Origin of the sequence: Streptomyces sp. NBC_01283 (genome assembly GCF_041435335.1) — a bacterium.
GTDB lineage: Bacteria > Actinomycetota > Actinomycetes > Streptomycetales > Streptomycetaceae > Streptomyces.
The window spans coordinates 9,409,822-9,425,041 of sequence record NZ_CP108430.1 but is presented as its reverse complement, the minus strand read 5'-3'; the positions used below and the strand labels follow the sequence as shown (position 1 = coordinate 9,425,041).

At 65.7% G+C, this 15,220-nt stretch carries 12 protein-coding genes and 1 pseudogene; 5 read left to right on the top strand and 8 right to left on the bottom strand.

The genetic code is table 11. The features are described from left to right. Positions 1-243 precede the first annotated feature (243 nt). The 3 genes from OG302_RS42475 to OG302_RS42465 form a co-directional block, all read right to left on the bottom strand. Positions 244-813, bottom strand: coding sequence for a transcriptional regulator (locus OG302_RS42475; RefSeq protein WP_371524522.1), 570 nt, complete (start codon positions 811-813; stop codon positions 244-246). A gap of 473 nt (positions 814-1,286) precedes the next feature. Continuing rightward, positions 1,287-3,704: a Helicase associated domain protein gene (locus tag OG302_RS42470; protein ID WP_371524524.1), complete on the bottom strand. Its 2,418-nt coding sequence runs from the start codon at positions 3,702-3,704 to the stop codon at positions 1,287-1,289. A 270-nt stretch (positions 3,705-3,974) separates the two neighbouring features. Beyond that, positions 3,975-4,160 (bottom strand): hypothetical protein, encoded by a 186-nt coding sequence (locus OG302_RS42465; RefSeq protein WP_371524526.1) that lies wholly within the window; start codon positions 4,158-4,160, stop codon positions 3,975-3,977. A 46-nt stretch (positions 4,161-4,206) separates the two neighbouring features. On the opposite strand from OG302_RS42465, the gene OG302_RS42460 reads away from it, so the two are divergent. Then, on the top strand, positions 4,207-4,338 hold the full coding sequence (locus OG302_RS42460; RefSeq protein ID WP_371524528.1) for a hypothetical protein: 132 nt from the start codon (positions 4,207-4,209) through the stop codon (positions 4,336-4,338). Between the two features lie 281 nt (positions 4,339-4,619). On the opposite strand, the gene OG302_RS42455 is transcribed toward OG302_RS42460, so the two are convergent. The 5 genes from OG302_RS42455 to OG302_RS42435 form a co-directional block, all read right to left on the bottom strand. After that, positions 4,620-5,855 (bottom strand): class I SAM-dependent methyltransferase, encoded by a 1,236-nt coding sequence (locus OG302_RS42455; RefSeq protein WP_371524530.1) that lies wholly within the window; start codon positions 5,853-5,855, stop codon positions 4,620-4,622. A 117-nt stretch (positions 5,856-5,972) separates the two neighbouring features. Continuing rightward, positions 5,973-7,286: a lipopolysaccharide biosynthesis protein RfbH gene (gene rfbH, locus OG302_RS42450; RefSeq protein WP_371524532.1), complete on the bottom strand. Its 1,314-nt coding sequence runs from the start codon at positions 7,284-7,286 to the stop codon at positions 5,973-5,975. Beyond that, a complete protein-coding gene (locus tag OG302_RS42445; protein ID WP_371749979.1) occupies positions 7,283-8,293 on the bottom strand; it encodes an NAD-dependent epimerase/dehydratase family protein in 1,011 nt (336 codons plus the stop codon). Before OG302_RS42445 ends, rfbH begins: the two co-directional genes overlap by 4 nt. Positions 8,294-8,392: 99 nt before the next feature. After that, on the bottom strand, positions 8,393-9,385 hold the full coding sequence (locus OG302_RS42440; RefSeq protein WP_371524534.1) for a Gfo/Idh/MocA family protein: 993 nt from the start codon (positions 9,383-9,385) through the stop codon (positions 8,393-8,395). 12 nt (positions 9,386-9,397) lie between these two features. Then, positions 9,398-10,732 (bottom strand): lysine N(6)-hydroxylase/L-ornithine N(5)-oxygenase family protein, encoded by a 1,335-nt coding sequence (locus tag OG302_RS42435; protein WP_371524536.1) that lies wholly within the window; start codon positions 10,730-10,732, stop codon positions 9,398-9,400. Between the two features lie 347 nt (positions 10,733-11,079). On the opposite strand from OG302_RS42435, the gene OG302_RS42430 reads away from it, so the two are divergent. The 4 genes and pseudogenes from OG302_RS42430 to OG302_RS42415 all read left to right on the top strand — a co-directional run. After that, positions 11,080-11,760, top strand: coding sequence for an FMN-binding negative transcriptional regulator (locus OG302_RS42430; RefSeq protein WP_371524538.1), 681 nt, complete (start codon positions 11,080-11,082; stop codon positions 11,758-11,760). A gap of 107 nt (positions 11,761-11,867) precedes the next feature. After that, positions 11,868-12,935, top strand: coding sequence for a pyridoxal phosphate-dependent aminotransferase (locus OG302_RS42425; protein ID WP_371524540.1), 1,068 nt, complete (start codon positions 11,868-11,870; stop codon positions 12,933-12,935). A 12-nt stretch (positions 12,936-12,947) separates the two neighbouring features. Then, positions 12,948-14,117: a cytochrome P450 gene (locus OG302_RS42420; RefSeq protein WP_371524542.1), complete on the top strand. Its 1,170-nt coding sequence runs from the start codon at positions 12,948-12,950 to the stop codon at positions 14,115-14,117. Beyond that, positions 14,114-15,175, top strand: a pseudogene (locus tag OG302_RS42415) (beta-ketoacyl synthase N-terminal-like domain-containing protein); the annotation flags it as partial. The gene OG302_RS42420 and the pseudogene OG302_RS42415, both read left to right, overlap by 4 nt. Positions 15,176-15,220: the final 45 nt, after the last annotated feature.

The window sequence follows — 15,220 nt, the reverse complement described above, 5'->3', positions numbered from 1 at the left end:
GCAGACAGTGACGCGCCGCCGCTACGTGCGGGAAGCCGCGCCCGCGCGGCAGGCCGAGCGACTCCGCCGCCGGTGCGGCCAACTCCGTTGTCTGCGGCACGAATTGCTCCGCAATTCGGCCTGCCCGTGAAATCCGCTCCGCGGCTTTCACGAAAAACGCAGCAAGGGGGTCTGGTGCCTCGTCCGGTCGGTGAGTGTCTGTCAATTCTTTGCTTCCCTGAAGAAATTGACAGACACTCAGTTCTATGCTGCGAATCCGACGGCTGACACGTATTCATATTGTCCCCATTGGGACCCGAGGTCCACGATGGCATCCACCCAGGCATCATCGAGAGCGCTCATGTCCCCTGCCGCCCAGGCTCGGATGAGGGTGTCCCACTGGCGGATGTTGAGGCTGCGGTATTCCAGCACCCGCTGGAACCTGCGATCGACCCGGGACTGATTGAACGGGTGGATCTCCACCCTTGTCCCTCCCCCGCCGTTCAGCCGGCGCAGCAGGTAACGGGCCACGTTCCGCCGGCGCACCGTGCGGTAAGCGGTCTCGATCTGTTGGAGGCTGGCGTTGGAGGGGCGGCGTTTGCCCTCCAACCAGGCTTTGATGGTGCGGTCAGTGACGGTCAGCCCGGCCTCGCGCGCGGCCTGGCGGGCATGGTCGGATTTCGTCAGGTAGTGGAGGCGTGCCATCAGACCGCGCTGCGCGGTGATGGGGGTGGCGATGTAGCCGGCGAGCTGGTCGAGTTGGCGTGCGACGGCCTCGCTGCCCTTGATTCCTCGGGCCCCGTAGTGGCCGAAATCATGTGTCCTTTCCGGCATTAGAAGAGGCCCTTTCTGTGATGGTCTATGGTTTCCATAATACCGTAACTCCGGTTATTTCGCGGGACTTTGGGCCGATGGTGAGCGGCCATTGTTGGAGAATTCACGCTTGCCGTACTGCCTGTTGGATCGGCCTATCAGGCTCTCTGCTCGGTGGGACTTCCGGGAGGTGGCTCGAATCCTCTCTTGGAGTGCGGAGGCTCCGGGTCGGGCTTCCCGGAGGTTCCCTTGCGTCAACTTCCATCGCTCTGGGGGATGTTGACCGGTCCTGTGTCGTGTACGCGCTTTGCGCAGCCACGGACCAACAGCATGCACTCGCCGTCGGCTTCGGTCCTCTCCCCGGCACCGGGAGTCGGAGGCCGGGGTGCGAGTGCCGGCGTGGCTGGAGTTGATCATCTCTCCTGCATCCCCGTGGTCTGACTCTGCCCGGGGGGCTGTGTCTAATGTAGTGAAAACTCTGAACTGTTTGAAGTTCAGGCCCGGTCCTCTTCGCGGTCCGGCGGACTCGATGGATCGGCCGGGGTGATCTCGGACAGCAGGCGATCTTGTTCTTCCGTGAGCTGTCCCTCGTTCTGCTTGGCTCGGACCCTGCGAAGCCAGGAACCGATCTCAACGCGTGCCCCGTCGGCTTCGATCCACTCCCGCGCGCCGGGCAGCCGACCCTGACGTTCGGTGAATGCCCTCAGCAGTTCCGCGTTCTGTTCGAAGGAACGACGGGCACGCTTGCCGATCGGCAGCCGTAGCCGGGCAGGGTCGGCCCCGATCCGGGACAGCAGAGCACGCTGGGCGGGCTCCAGGATCGTGAAGGTGGTGAGCTGGCGCTGCAGCCAGCTGCCGATCTTCACGCCCTCGATGGCTGTGTCACGGCGCAGCGTTGCGGGATCATGGCCGGCTTCGAGGTGGCGACGCAGGAGGTGGTATTTGCGGTGCCAGTCCGCGCCGTGCGGGAGAAGCCAGTCGGGGTCGAGGGTGGTGAGCTGGGCTTCACGGTCGGGGGCGAGGCGGCCCTTGCGTGCGGCGGCGCGCTGGTCGATGAGGAACTGGCCGCCTGGCGTGTCGGTGGGGATGGCTAGATGGCCGTGCTCTTGGTGATAGGCGGTGACGGTGGTGAACTGGCCCTGCCAGATGGCCTCGTGGTGGTCCCAGACCATGTCGAGCGCGTCGAGTTCCGTGGTCCAGTCCTCTTCCAGCAGGCCGCGGGAGTGGGCGGTGCGCTGGCTGGTGATGAACTGGCCGAGGCGGTAGCCGAAGGCGTCCTCGTAATCGGCCGGGACTTGGAGATGGCCGTACTCGGTGTGGAAGCGGGTGGCTGCGGCCAGTCCGGCGCGGCGGGGTGCGGAGAGCACAGCGGTGTTCGAGGGCCAGGCTAGGAGGTCCATTGCGCGGGCGATGTGGGCGGGGTCGAGGGTGAAGTCGAAGCGGAATCGGCGCGCGAGGAGCCGGTGGGTGTCGCGGTCCAGGCGGTGCTTGGTGTTCTTGCGCGGGGCGCGGGCGGCGATTGACTGGTCGTGGCGGCGCAGCGCGGCGGTGATGAGCCAGAGGGCTTCGTAGGGGGTGTCGAGGAGGTTGGTGGGGTCTGCGCCGGGCGGGATGTAGGCGGGGATGACCAGGCTTGCCGTCTTGACCTCGATGGTGGGGGGTTTGCGCAGGGCGCGGCCCAGGGCCTGCACGATCCGTCGCACACTGCCCGTGCGGTCCGCGAACACGATGGCGTCTACCGTCGGTAGATCCACTCCCTCGGACAACACCTGAGCGTTCGTGATCACCGCGCGGTCGGCGGCGGCGAATCGGGCGAGGATCTTCGCGCGCTGGTCGGGGGTGTGTGTGCCGTTGATGGATGAGACGGCCAGGGTGGCGGCCCAGGGCGGGCGTTGCTCGGTTGGGAGGGTGCGCAGGGTGTGGGGGAATTGGCGGGTGAAATCGGTGGCGTCGGCGACCTGTTGGAAGTAGACGATCACGTGGTGCAGGTCGTGCTCGGTCATGGCTTTGAGGACGGCCAGGTGCAGAGCGGTCGTGCGGCGGGCTGTGGGAGCGAAACCGGTGTGTGCGCCGTCGGGGTCGGCAAGGAGGGCCCTCAGGTCGGTGTCGGTGACGGTGGGGACCAGGAGTTGGTAGTCGGCCAGGACTTGGTCGTCGATCGCGTCAGCGTGGGAGTAGGTGTGGAGACGAGGGCCGAAGACTTTCGGGTCGTCCATCGACGCGATGAGGGATGGGGACTCCCAGGCCGGGGTGGCCGACGCGGTGTGTTTGGGGTGTGGGCGGGTGTCTGGGACTTCGGTCAGGCGCGGGGCCTGCCACGCGTACGGTGTCGCGGTCACATAGAGGCGCCGGGCGGCCGGGACGCGGTTGTTGTCGTGGATCATCGTCCACTCTTTGCCCCAGGAGCCCGCGGTCCGGTGTGCCTCGTCCACGACCAGAAGGTCGAAGAGAGGGGCGGGGAAGATGCTGTGCTGGGCTTCCTCGATCCGCGGGAGGGAATCGAGCGTGGTGAACACGGTCGCCTTCTTGTGGCGTGACAGCCAGGACGCCAGGTAGTCCCCCGAGCCGGTGCTCACTGCTCCCGCACCGGCAAGCAGTGGGTGCTTGTCGGCCTGGAGTGAGGAGATGGCGAGCAGCGGCTCGCGGCGTCCGTCTGCACGGGCCGCTGCCGCCCACTGGCCGATCAGGTCCAGGGACGGCATCGCCACCAGTAGATGGTTGATGTTGAGGGCCTCGGCGGTACGCAGCGCGATCAGCGTCTTACCCGTCCCACACGCGGAGACCAGGTGTCCGCGCGAGCCCGGGTTCTTGAGTCCGCGTACCGCGCTGTCGACCGCGGCTTGCTGATCCGCACGCAGGTTACGGCGGTTGTTGTGAGGGGGTGGGGTAGCGGGAGTGGATTCGGACGGCATTCGAGCAAGGATCCTCAGGAGGCGAGGGGGCGGGAGTTGGAGCTATAGGTGTTCATCCTCCTGCACGCAGTGCGGCCGCCCGGACAGGTTTTCTTCCCTCTCGGAGGGTCCTTGGTAGGGAAATCCGCCGGGAGGGCCGGGTGTCTGACCGTTCGGTCGTTCAGTGCGCTCTCACCCCGTCGAAGTCCGCCGAGCACCTGGCCGTGAGCATGCAAGCCGTGTCCAGCCCTGGGACCAGCCCCAGCACGGAGAGCTGGCGGAGGTCCGCCTCTACAGGAGCGGACAGCTGACCGTCCGGGGGCCTCGCTCTCCCGGGGTGGGTTCGGCTCGATCCTGGATCCCGTCGCGCTGCCTGAACAGCTCACCGAGCTGCTGCAGTTCACCGGCGCGCTGAACATCATCCAGTACGAGCATCGTTGTGGCGACATCCGTATCCAAGACCTCGATGATCAGCATCGGAGCCTTCGGCCCGCACCGGTCACGACGGGCGGCCACTCTGTCTATGCACTCGGCCTTCACGCTGCGCACCGACCCTGACGAGTCCGGCATCCTCGCCGCGCTGAGCACGGGCGCGCGGGAGGTCGCCACGCCCCTGGCGCGCATGCTCATCTCCCAGCACCCGTCCGCCGCATAGGCCGGCCTCGGTCAGCGGTCGATCGACAGCCTCATCCGCACATGGGATGCTTTCGCCGGTCCCGGCCGCTACCAGGACGGCGAATCCGGCTCGCCCGTCTTCATCTTCGAGCGCCTGCTGAACCAGAGCGCGGTCGACCGCATGCACCTCAGCCTTCAGCGCGTGCACTTGTCTTGATCGTGAAGGACCCTCAGCCTCGTGCATTGGCGCCCCGACTCGCCCTCGGCGGCCGTCCCGGACAGTGCCGGGCGGCCGCGGACGATACCGAGGGACAGCCGCCGCTACACGATGCTCAGTGGCGCGGGCAGCGGGAAGACCAGCTTGCCGCCGCGGGAGCGGAATTCGCCTTCCCGCTCGATGAATCCGTCCCGGTAGACCCATGGGAGCACCAGCAGCTGGTCAGGTCGTTGTGCGAGGGCCTCCTTCTCGGAGACGATGGGGATCTGGGTGCCCGGGGTGAATCGGCCGGCCTTCTCCCGGCTGACCTCTCCGATGCACGGCAGGCTGTCCTCTCCGATGTCGCAGTATTGGAGAATCACGTTTCCCTTGGTGGAGGCGCCGTAGCCCAGGGTGAGCTTGCCGTCCTTGCGCGAGGTGTCGAGGAAGTCACGTAGGTGTTCGCGGTGTTCGCGAACACGCTCGCCGAACGACTCGAAGGGCACCATGGTGTCGAGCCGCAGTCCGGCCTCCCGGGCACGCAAGCGGTTCAGTGCCGCCTCGTCACGCCGATGCCCGGAGCCCTGCCTGGCGAGCGTGACGCAGAGGCTGCCGCCGTAGACCTCGGTGATCTCTGCTCTCACGACGTCGAGGCCGACGCGCTCGGCCATCCACTCGATCTGACTGAGTGCGTAGTACTCCAGGTGCTCGTGGCATATCACGTCATAGGCGGTCGCCTTGAGCATTGCCGGAAGATAGCTCATCTCCAGCATCCACACACCGTCGTCGGCGAGCGTCGCCTTCACGTCTTTCATGAACCGGAGCGGGTCGGGCAGGTCGTAGAACATTGCGATCGAGGTGATGACCTTGGCCCGGCGGGAGCCGTAGTGAGCGGCGAAGACTTCCCGGGAGAAGAAGTCCGGGATCAGGTCGATGTGTTCGGGGTAGAACTCTCGCCATTTCTCGCCCGTCGGATCCACTCCGACGAGAGTGCGGCCATCCGCCGGGTACCCGGACAGCAAGGTCCCGTCGTTGCTTCCGATGTCCAGGACCAGGTCGTCGGGGCCGATGTCGACAAGCTTGGTGAGCTCGTCCACCTTGCTGCGAAGATGGTTGATCATGAATGGGCGGATACCCGAGCGGTATCCGTATTGATCGCCGTACATCAGGCTGAGGTCGGCGGTGTGCCGGAGTTGGACGAGGCCGCATCCGTCCGGCGAACACTTGACGAGCTCGAGTGGGGCGGTCGGCACGACTTCCGTGCGACTGCGAGGGAATACGCCGGTCAGTGCCTGTTCTCCCAGATCCAGCACCTGAAGCAGTGTCCGATTGCCGCACACACGGCACTCCGCGATGGTCATGAGTACTTACCTCTCTAACCTTTTTTCGTGGGCTCGGCCTGGTCATTCATAGGGGAGACCCAGAGGTGTCGGGTGGAGCGGGTCTTGTCAGTGCGTTCGAGGAAGGCACGTCAGGGTTCAGCGCGGACACCCTTTCGCGAACGACCAGATTTCGCGTACCACATAGTCGATCATTTCGTCGGTCACGCCGGGGTAAATGCCGATCCACAAGGTGTCGTTGGCGACCTTGTCGCTGTTGGACAGGCTGCCAGATATCCGGTACTCGACGCGTTCATAAGCGGGATGACGGGTGAGGTTTCCACTGAACAGCAGCCGGGTGCTGATGCGTTTTGACTCCAAGTAGAGTTGCAGGTCCCGGCGGGAGTACGGCGCTGAATCTTCAACCGTCAGCGTAAACCCGAACCAGCTTGGATCACTGTTCGGGGCGGGTTCGGGCAATGTAAGGCCTGGAACATTCTGCAGCCCCGATCTCATGCGGAGCCAGTTCTTGCGTCGGCTGTCACAGAACTCGGACAGCCGCTCCAACTGAGACAACCCCAGGGCCGCTTGCAGATCGGTCGCCTTCAGGTTGTATCCCACATGGGAGAATATATATTTATGGTCGTAGCCGGAGGGAAGCGTGCCGAGCTGCCAGCCGAAACGCTTATTGCATCGATCGTCCTCTCCTGGTTCACACCAGCAGTCCCGCCCCCAGTCTCGATAGGACTCGACAAGGCGCGCGAGTTCTATGCTGCCCGTCAGGACGCAGCCGCCCTCGCCCATCGTGAGATGGTGAGCCGGGTAGAAGCTGACGGTGCTGAGGTGCCCGAAGGTTCCCGTTTTCCTGCCGCGGTAGGTGGAGCCGACGGCGTCGCAGTTGTCCTCCACGAACCACAGCCCGTACCGGTCGGCCAGCTCCCGGATCTCGGCGGCCTCGAAGGGGTTGCCGAGCGCATGCGCGATCATGATGGCCTTCGTCTTGGGGCCGATCGCCGCCTCCACCAGCTCTGTGGTGGTGTTGTAGGTGCTCAGGTCGATATCGACGAAGACCGGCACCATTCCGTTCTGGATGATCGGGTTGACAGTGGTGGGGAACCCTGCCGCCACCGTGATCACTTCGTCGCCGCGGCGCAGCGCGCGGTCGCCCAACTCCGGTGCGGTCAGCGCCGACAGCGCCAGCAGGTTGGCCGAGGACCCAGAGTTGGTCAGATGAGCCTTGCGCAATCCGAAGTAGCCGGCCAGGGCCCGCTCGAACCGGATGGCATAGCTCCCGGATGCGATCCGCAGGTCCAGTGCCGCTTCGACCAGTGCCATCCGGTCCGCCGCCGTCAGTACGGCGCCCGAGGCCAGCACCCGGTTCTCGCCGGGCACCCATGTGGATGTCTCGGTCCCGGCCGCGTGATGGTACTCGTTGACCAGTGAGAGGATCTCGTCCTTGAGGTTGTCATTCATCGGGTACCTTCCGCGGGGCAGCCAGCAATGGGTTGGGCCTGGCCCTCTCCGGCGGTCCGCCAGATCCAGCGCAGGGTCTCCGGTAGCGTCCGAGCAGCCGACCAGTCCAGGTGATGCCGGGCCAGAGTCGGGTCGGCAATCTGCCAGCCGGCGGCCAGTGATCGCCCGCCGCCCTCGGGCGCCGGGAGCACGTCGATCTCAAACTCCACTCCACTGACCAACGCGAGCCCGCGGACCAGGTCGTAGGCGCTGCCGGCCCGCCCGGTGCCGAGATTGAGCACCGGTACGCCCACGAGCCGCCGCGACACGGCTGCCCGGAGGACCGCCTCCGCCAGATCGCGGGCGTCGGCGTAGTCGCGGTGCTGTCTCAGGTCGAACAGGGTGAGCCGCGCCGGGCGTCCGTCCCGCCGTGCTCGGTCGAGTGTCTGCACGGTCCTGCCGAGCAGGCTCGCAGGCGACATGTTCGATCCGATGGCGTTGAAGATGCGGAGGACCACAACGTCCAGCGACGCCTGTTGGGCGATCTCGAAGATCCTCCGGGTGCCCCGCAGCTTGCTTCGCCCGTACTCCGACCGCGGCTCCTGCGGGCAGCTCTCGTCGGTCGCGTGCGGGTGAGGCAATGATCCGTACTCCAAAGATGAGCCGAGGTGCACCAGCCGGGCGGTGCTGCCGATGTCGGCCATCGCCAGCGCCAGTTGTTCCGGGAGCTCGGCATTGGCTGCCTGCAGCAAGGAGGCGTCGTTCCGCCAGATTTCACCGGCGGTGTTGACCACGGCATCCGGGGTGAACCGGTTGATCATCGAGGCGAACTGAGCTCGTCGCGGACCTCTGTCGTCCAGCTCGGCCACCCCGTGCCCCGCGGGCACGGCGGCCGGCCGCCTGGTCACCACGGTGACGTCCATGCCGGCCGTGGACAGCCTGTTGAGGACATGCCGACCGAGGAATCCGGTGCCACCGATCAGAAGGACTTTGGTGTGCAGGGTCCCGACGAGGAACTCCGAGGTCATCACCTTCTCTGTCCTCTTCGACTTGAAGTGGCGCCCGCTGAAAACGGCTGACACGATGAGGTACTCCCGCCGACAACTCCGGTCATGGTGTTGGCCGTTCTAAGGGATCTCGATCCGTACGGCGACGCGTTCCACGTCGTCAATGATTCGAGCCTGACGCCGACTCATCTCTGATTGATCGAGCATGTTCGATCCCGTCAGCACCGCATTCGCAAAGTACCGCACGATATTGCCGAACTGGTCATCCACCGGAAACGTGATCTCCTCACGGTGATCCTGCCGCTCGATGCGCAGCACCGGCTGCAATGACGGCGGCGGCGTGAACGCCCGGTCGAGCAGCAGCAGTCCGCTGCTGCCGGCGAACGCGCAGCCGGTCCGATAGGAGTGTTCCATTCCGAAGACCAAGTCGGCCGTCACTCCCCCGGGCGTGCACGCGAGGATACGTCCGGAGACCACGGCACCCGTGCGGGAACGAATCCGCAGTACGGCATGGAGTACTTCAAGAGCAGAGCCAAGGTAGTACAGCGCAGCACGGATCGGATAGATGCCCATGTCGAGCAGGGCGCCGCCGCCGATATCCGGGCGATAGCGCATGTTCTCATCCGGCAGCGGCGGAATCGTGAACACGCTCGCGAAGTCCTTCAGTTCGCCGACTGCTCCGTCAGCGAGGATTTGCCGGGCACGGACGTGCTGCGAGTGATGCGGGAAAGCGACGTTCTCCAAAAGCACCAGGTCCCGTGATTCGGCAAGTGCCAACAGCTCGTCCGTGCTTTTTGCATCCCCTGTCAGCGGTTTCTCGGCGAGCACATGCTTGCCCGCCCGCAGTGCCTTGGCGACCCAGTCCGCATGCATCATCGTCGGCAGCGGTATGTAGACCGCGTCGATGTCACGAGCGGCGAGAAGTTCCTCATAGCCCAGTACCCGGGGGCCCCCGAAGGCCGCGGCAAAGCGCCTCCCCTTTGCCTCGTCGCGGCTCGCGACGGCGGTGACCTCGATGTCAGGGCAGGCAGTCATCGCCGGCAGAGTGCGGCGCCAGGCGATGTCCGCGCAGCCGAGCACGCCGACGCGCAATGGACTTTGTGCTGCGGCCATAGTCAGTCCTCATCAGGCAGAGGTGGTCAGTCCGGACGTCGCCGGCCCGTCGACGGACCGCCGCTGCAGGATGGAATCCGCGATCTCGCCGCCGCGCACGGCGATGTTCGACAGGAGGGACGACGTCAGTCCGTGGGTGTGTTCGGTGCCGCCCTGGAGGTAGATGCCGCACGAGACATCCGGTGTGGTCACAAGCCGGTAGTCGCGACCGACCTGGTATCTTCCCGCGCCGTCACGCAGGCAGTAGCCGTCGAGTTCGCCCAGTACGCCGCTCGGGTCCATGGAGTCGTAGCCGGTGGCGAAGACGAGCGCATCCACGTCGAGGTCCTGGGAACCGCCGTCGAGCAGCGACTCCATGGAGACGCGCGACTCGTTCCCCATTCGCTTGACATTCGTGACCCGAGCCATGTTGAGGATGTGCAGGCGATTGGTCCCACGCAGTTCGTCCATGTACACACGCTGATACAGGTCCCGGATGACTTCGTCGTCGGCAACCGAATAGTTCGTGTTCTTGTGGTAGCGCCAGAAGGCTTCCCGGGAACGCTCCGTACCGAAATAGTAGTCATCGACCGCCGCGGAGTCGAACACCCGGTTGGCGAACGGGGTATCGTCCGCGATCGAATATCCGTAGGACGGAATGATCGCGTAGATCTCAGCCTGTGGAAGGCTGTCGTACAGGAATCTGGCGATCTCGGCCCCGCTCTGTCCGGCCCCTACGACTGCCACCTTCTTCAAGGTGTCTGGGGAGGCCTGTTTGAACCTCTCCAGGAATTCGGAGCTGTGCCAGACCCGTTCGTCGGATGCCACGCCGTCCGGCACCTGGGGGACGAGACCTGTGGAGATCACGACATTGCGGGCGGCGACGGTCCTGATGTCGCCCCTGTCACTGTCACGCACTTTGACCTGAAGGTACTGGGCATTTGCGGAAGCAGATTCCGAGGGCAACTGAATTCCCGCGACTTCCGATCCGTACGAGACCTGGCCGGAAAACAGCGCCTGTGCCCAGTCAAGGTACTGATGGAACTCCTCCCGGGTCGGGAAGAATGTCTGGGTGTTGATGAACTGTTCAAGCCGGCCGGAGGCGTGAAGAAAGGAGACGAATCCGAACCGCGAGACCGGATTGCGGAGTGTGGCCAGGTCCTTCAGGAACGACACCTGCATCGTCGCCGACGGCAGCAGCATATTGCGATGCCAGCCGAACGAGGACTGCCGCTCGAAGAACGCGGAGGTGACTGGGCCCGCAGAAGCGTCGTCCCCGTTCTCTTCCAGAGCAATGGCGAACGCCAGGTTGGACGGCCCGAATCCAACTCCCACGACATCGTATATCTCAGCTGAATTGACACCCATGGAAACACTTCTTCCGCTAGCGTGGCTGCAACGTGACTGCCCAGATCCCTGTGTGACCTGGGGGCGGTCCTTTTCGGCGAAGCCTCTGGCACCCACCCGCTCACACACAATCAAGCTTCTGAGCAATTACGTTTCGACGGGCTGTTCCACGTAGGTCTTTCGTGTTTGACTTCGACCCCGCATGCTTGCGTAATCACGTTGCATTGAAGACCTGCGGTGCGTCAAGGTTGATAGCGTTGAGGCGCACGCAAGAGGCCCTGTCCGCCCATCGGTTGTCCTGCCGACGGGACAGGAATCCCACCATTCCGATGCCATGGCTACTCGACTTCGAGGGGTGACATATCCGCATGTTCGTTCCCCGCCATTACCGCGAACCCGATGGTTCTTGGATGAGCGATCTGATCCGCGACAATCCATTGTCCCTGGCAGTGACCAACGGCGGTGACGACGGGCCGTTGGCCACTCATCTCCCGATTATCCCGGATCACGGTACGGTGATCGATTGGTCGGACAGCCCGAATGGCACCGTCCTGCTCGGGCACTTGAACCGGGCCAATCCCCACTGGCGCGCGCTGCGGACCGGCGATGCAGTCCTCCTGGTGTTCACCGGTCCGCACGGGTACGTGTCGCCTGCGGTGTACGACGTGACGCCGGCCGCACCGACCTGGAACTTCACGTCGGTGCATGTGCACGGTGTGATAGAGAAGATTGACTCGCTCGAGGAGACGCTCGAAGTCGTGCGGGCCACGGCACGGACCTTTGAAAGCAGTTTCGGTTCTGGATGGGATCAGTCAGAATCGATCGACTACTTCCGCAGTATCGTTTCCGGTGTCGGGGCGTTCCGCGTCACCGTGACAGGCGCCGAGGGCATGTTCAAGCTCAGTCAGGAGCAGTCCCCCGAGGTCCGCGAACGGGTAAAGCAGTCATTCAGCCAGCGCGCCTGCAGTCGACACCAGGAAGCCGCGGAGCTCATGGGTCGGCTTTCCCAGAACGGGCAGATGAAAAGGGCAGGCGGAGGAGTGGCATGACGCATCCCACAGACCATGGTCCGCGGATATCGACGAGGGTTGCGGCACTGCAGGGCAATAGCCTGGGGGAAATATTCCTCATGGCGCGCGAACGCCAAGGAATCGATATGGCGCTCGGCACGCCCGGATATCCCGAGACCGCTGTCGACATCATCGGGGCAGCAAATGACGCGATACGTGCGGGGAAGAATCAGTATGTCTTCCCCCCGGGTGATCTGCAGCTGCGGGAGCACATCGCCGCCACCCTCCCGGTGCCGACCGACCCGGAGACGGAGCTGACCGTCACCGTCGGAGGCACCGAGGCCCTCTTCCTGGCCCTGCACGCGCTCATCGACCCCGGTGACGAGGTCGTCCTGCTCGATCCCGGCTACGAGCAGTTCAGGTCGACGGTCGCCTTCGCGGGCGGCGTGCCCCGGCATGTCCCCTTGCACGCGCCCGACTGGCGGTTCGACCCCGACGAACTCGCATCCGCCTTCAACTCCCGTACCCGTGTGGTCCTCCTGAACTCGCCCGGCAACCCGACGGGCCGTGTGCTGGCCCGTCAGGAGCTCGAGCAGGTCGCCGAGTTGGCCGAGCGGTGGGACGCAACGGTCATCTGTGACGAGGTGTACAGCAGCTTCGTCTTCGACGGCCGGGAGCAGACCTCGATCGCCGAGGTGCCCGGCCTCGCGGAGCGCAGCGTGCTGGTCGGCTCGCTCTCCAAGAGCTACGCGATCAGCGGGTGGCGGCTCGGCTTCCTGCGTGCGGACGCCACGCGCACCACGGCGATGCGGCGCGTACAGGAACTCACCACCAACGGCGCCCCTGGCCCACTTCAGCTGGCCGTCGGCCATGCGGCCGGCTCCGCGGACCTGAGGACGGCATCCGAGGAGATGAGCCGCCGCCGCGACTTCGCCCTGGAGATCTTCACGGGCATGGGCATGAAGATCTCTCCCCCGGAGGGCGGGTGCTTCCTCCTGGCAGACATCGGCCCGCTCACCGGGGGACGCATGGACGGCCGTGCCTTCACCCTCGAACTCCTCGACGCGACCGGGGTCGTGGTCGTCCCGGCGGCCCCCTCCTTCGCCGATCCCGTCCGCGGTGCTCAGTACGTGCGCATCGCGTTCAACCGGCAGTTCGAGCTGCTGCACGAGGTGGAGCGCCGAGTCCGCAGCTTCCGGCCGTCCGGCCAGTGACGAGGTATCCCGATGACCAAATCCACGATCGACCAGTTGGGCCCGCTTCCCGACATCCTGCGTCCTGGTCCCGAGGATGTCGTGCGTGTGGTCGCCGGCACGGGCCACCCCTTCTGGCTCGTACGCAGCTACGCACTGGGGCGGTCGGTCCTTGCGGACAAGAGGTTCAGCCGGGCCGCCGCGCTCCGGCCCGGCGCCCCGACGTTCAATGACGCCCAGCCGGCGGCGGATTCCATGATGAGCATGGACGGCAATCGGCACGCCCGTCTGCGGCGCCTGGTCAGCGGCGCGTTCTCCACCGGCCGGATGGCCAAGATGAGCGCCTTCGTGACGGATCTGACCGACCGTCGGCTGGATGCGATCGCCGAGATCGGCAACGGTGCTGACCTGATCGAGAACCTCGCCCGGCCGCTGCCGCTGTCCGTACTCACCACCATGCTCGGCATTCCCGAGGAGGACACTCCCCGCTTCCGCGGGTGGGTGGACGTGCTCTTCGACCTGGAGGTCACCAGCCTCCGCGAGAAGGCCCGGCGCCGCATCGAACTCATCGAGTACATCACGGAGTTGCTGGACCGCAAGCGCCGCGATCCACGCGATGACCTGCTCAGTGACCTGACCATCGCGCAGGACGAGGGCGAACTTTCCACGAACGAACTACTCACCCTGGGTCTCACCCTTCTGATGGCGGGCTACGAGACCACCACCGGCCAGATCGGCCTCTCGCTGCTGGCGCTGCTGACCGACCGCAGCGCCTATGAAGAGCTCCTCGCACATCCCGAGTACGTCGGGAACGCGACGGAGGAGCTGATCCGGTTGGCCCCGGCCACCCCGCTGACCTTCGTTCGTATCGCCACCGAACCGGTGCAGCTGGGCGACGTCACCGTGCAGACGGGCGAGGGCGTCGTGGTGGCCCTGCTCCACGGCAACCGCGACGCCGGGGTGTTCGCCGAGCCGGCGTCCATGGACCTCGGCTCCGGCCACGATTCCCCACCTCTCACTTTTGGGCACGGCGTGCACCGCTGCCTGGGCGCACCACTGGCGAGACTCCAGCTGCGCATCGTCCTCGAACGGCTCCCGCAGCGCTTCCCGGCGCTGCGGCTGGCTGACGTTCCGGAACCGGTTGTCTGGAAGGACGGCCTGGGCATACGCGGCCTGTCACGGCTGCTGGTCGACTCCGAATGAGGGAAGGCATGTCAGTCACGGACACCCGCGGGGTCCCCGGACCGGACCCGATGAGCGGCACGCGGCGCGAACCGATCGCGATCGTCGGGATGGCCTGCCGCTTTCCCGGAGGCGTGACCTCGCCTGACGGCCTGTGGCAGCTAGTCGCCGACGGTGTCGACGCCATCGGCCCGTTCCCGCGCGACCGCGGCTGGGATCTCGACCATCTCTTCCACCCCGACCCCGAACACCCCGGCACCTCCAGCACACGCGAGGGCGGATTCCTCTACGACGCCGCCGAGTTCGACCCCACCCTCTTCGGAATCAGCCCCCGCGAAGCCGTCAGGATGGATCCCCAGCAGCGTCTGGTTCTCGAAACCTGCTGGGAGGCCATCGAGCACGCCGGCATCGACCCCACCGCGCTGCGTGACACCCTGACGGGCACCTACTGCGGCCTCATGTACGCCGAGTACGGGACCCACAAGAAGGAAGCGTTCGCCATCACCGGCAGGTTGCCGAGCGTGCTGTCCGGCCGCGTCGCCCACGTACTGGGACTCGTGGGTCCTGCCATGACCGTGGACACGGCCTGTTCCTCCTCCCTGGTCGCCGTCCACCTGGCCGCCACCGCACTGCGCCGGGGCGAATGCTCCCTGGCCCTGGCGGGAGGGGCCACCGTCATGGTCAATGCCGCGCCCTTCGTGGAGTTCAGCCGTCAGCACGGCCTGGCCCCCGACGGCCGCTGCAAAGCATTCGCCGCCACCGCCGACGGCACCGCCTGGTCCGAAGGCATCGGCATGCTCCTCCTCGAACGCCTCTCCGACGCCCACCGCCTGGGCCACCCCGTCCACGCCGTCATCCAAGGCTCAGCCCTCAACCACGACGGCGCCGCCAGCGGACTCACCGCCCCCAACGGCCCCTCCCAACAAGCCGTCATCCGCGCCGCACTCACCGACGCCCACCTCACCCCCGACACCATCGACGCCATCGAAGCCCACGGCACCGGCACCGCCCTCGGCGACCCCATCGAAGCCCACGCCCTCCTCGCCACCTACGGCACCAACCGCAACCCCCAACACCCCCTCCACCTCGGCACCATCAAATCCAACATCGGCCACACCCAAGCA

Excerpts from the sequence above, each read along its gene's own strand:
- OG302_RS42440 (WP_371524534.1), bottom strand. The coding sequence starts at position 9,385 with ATGGCCGCAGCACAAAGTCCATTGCGCGTCGGCGTGCTCGGCTGCGCG.
- OG302_RS42475 (WP_371524522.1), bottom strand. The coding sequence starts at position 813 with ATGCCGGAAAGGACACATGATTTCGGCCACTACGGGGCCCGAGGAATC.
- OG302_RS42435 (WP_371524536.1), bottom strand. The coding sequence starts at position 10,732 with ATGGGTGTCAATTCAGCTGAGATATACGATGTCGTGGGAGTTGGATTC.
- OG302_RS42445 (WP_371749979.1), bottom strand. The coding sequence starts at position 8,293 with ATGACCTCGGAGTTCCTCGTCGGGACCCTGCACACCAAAGTCCTTCTG.
- OG302_RS42460 (WP_371524528.1), top strand. The coding sequence starts at position 4,207 with ATGCACTCGGCCTTCACGCTGCGCACCGACCCTGACGAGTCCGGCATC.
- OG302_RS42470 (WP_371524524.1), bottom strand. The coding sequence starts at position 3,704 with ATGCCGTCCGAATCCACTCCCGCTACCCCACCCCCTCACAACAACCGC.
- OG302_RS42455 (WP_371524530.1), bottom strand. The coding sequence starts at position 5,855 with ATGACCATCGCGGAGTGCCGTGTGTGCGGCAATCGGACACTGCTTCAG.
- OG302_RS42430 (WP_371524538.1), top strand. The coding sequence starts at position 11,080 with ATGTTCGTTCCCCGCCATTACCGCGAACCCGATGGTTCTTGGATGAGC.
- OG302_RS42420 (WP_371524542.1), top strand. The coding sequence starts at position 12,948 with ATGACCAAATCCACGATCGACCAGTTGGGCCCGCTTCCCGACATCCTG.
- OG302_RS42425 (WP_371524540.1), top strand. The coding sequence starts at position 11,868 with ATGGCGCTCGGCACGCCCGGATATCCCGAGACCGCTGTCGACATCATC.
- OG302_RS42465 (WP_371524526.1), bottom strand. The coding sequence starts at position 4,160 with ATGCTGATCATCGAGGTCTTGGATACGGATGTCGCCACAACGATGCTC.
- rfbH (WP_371524532.1), bottom strand. The coding sequence starts at position 7,286 with ATGAATGACAACCTCAAGGACGAGATCCTCTCACTGGTCAACGAGTAC.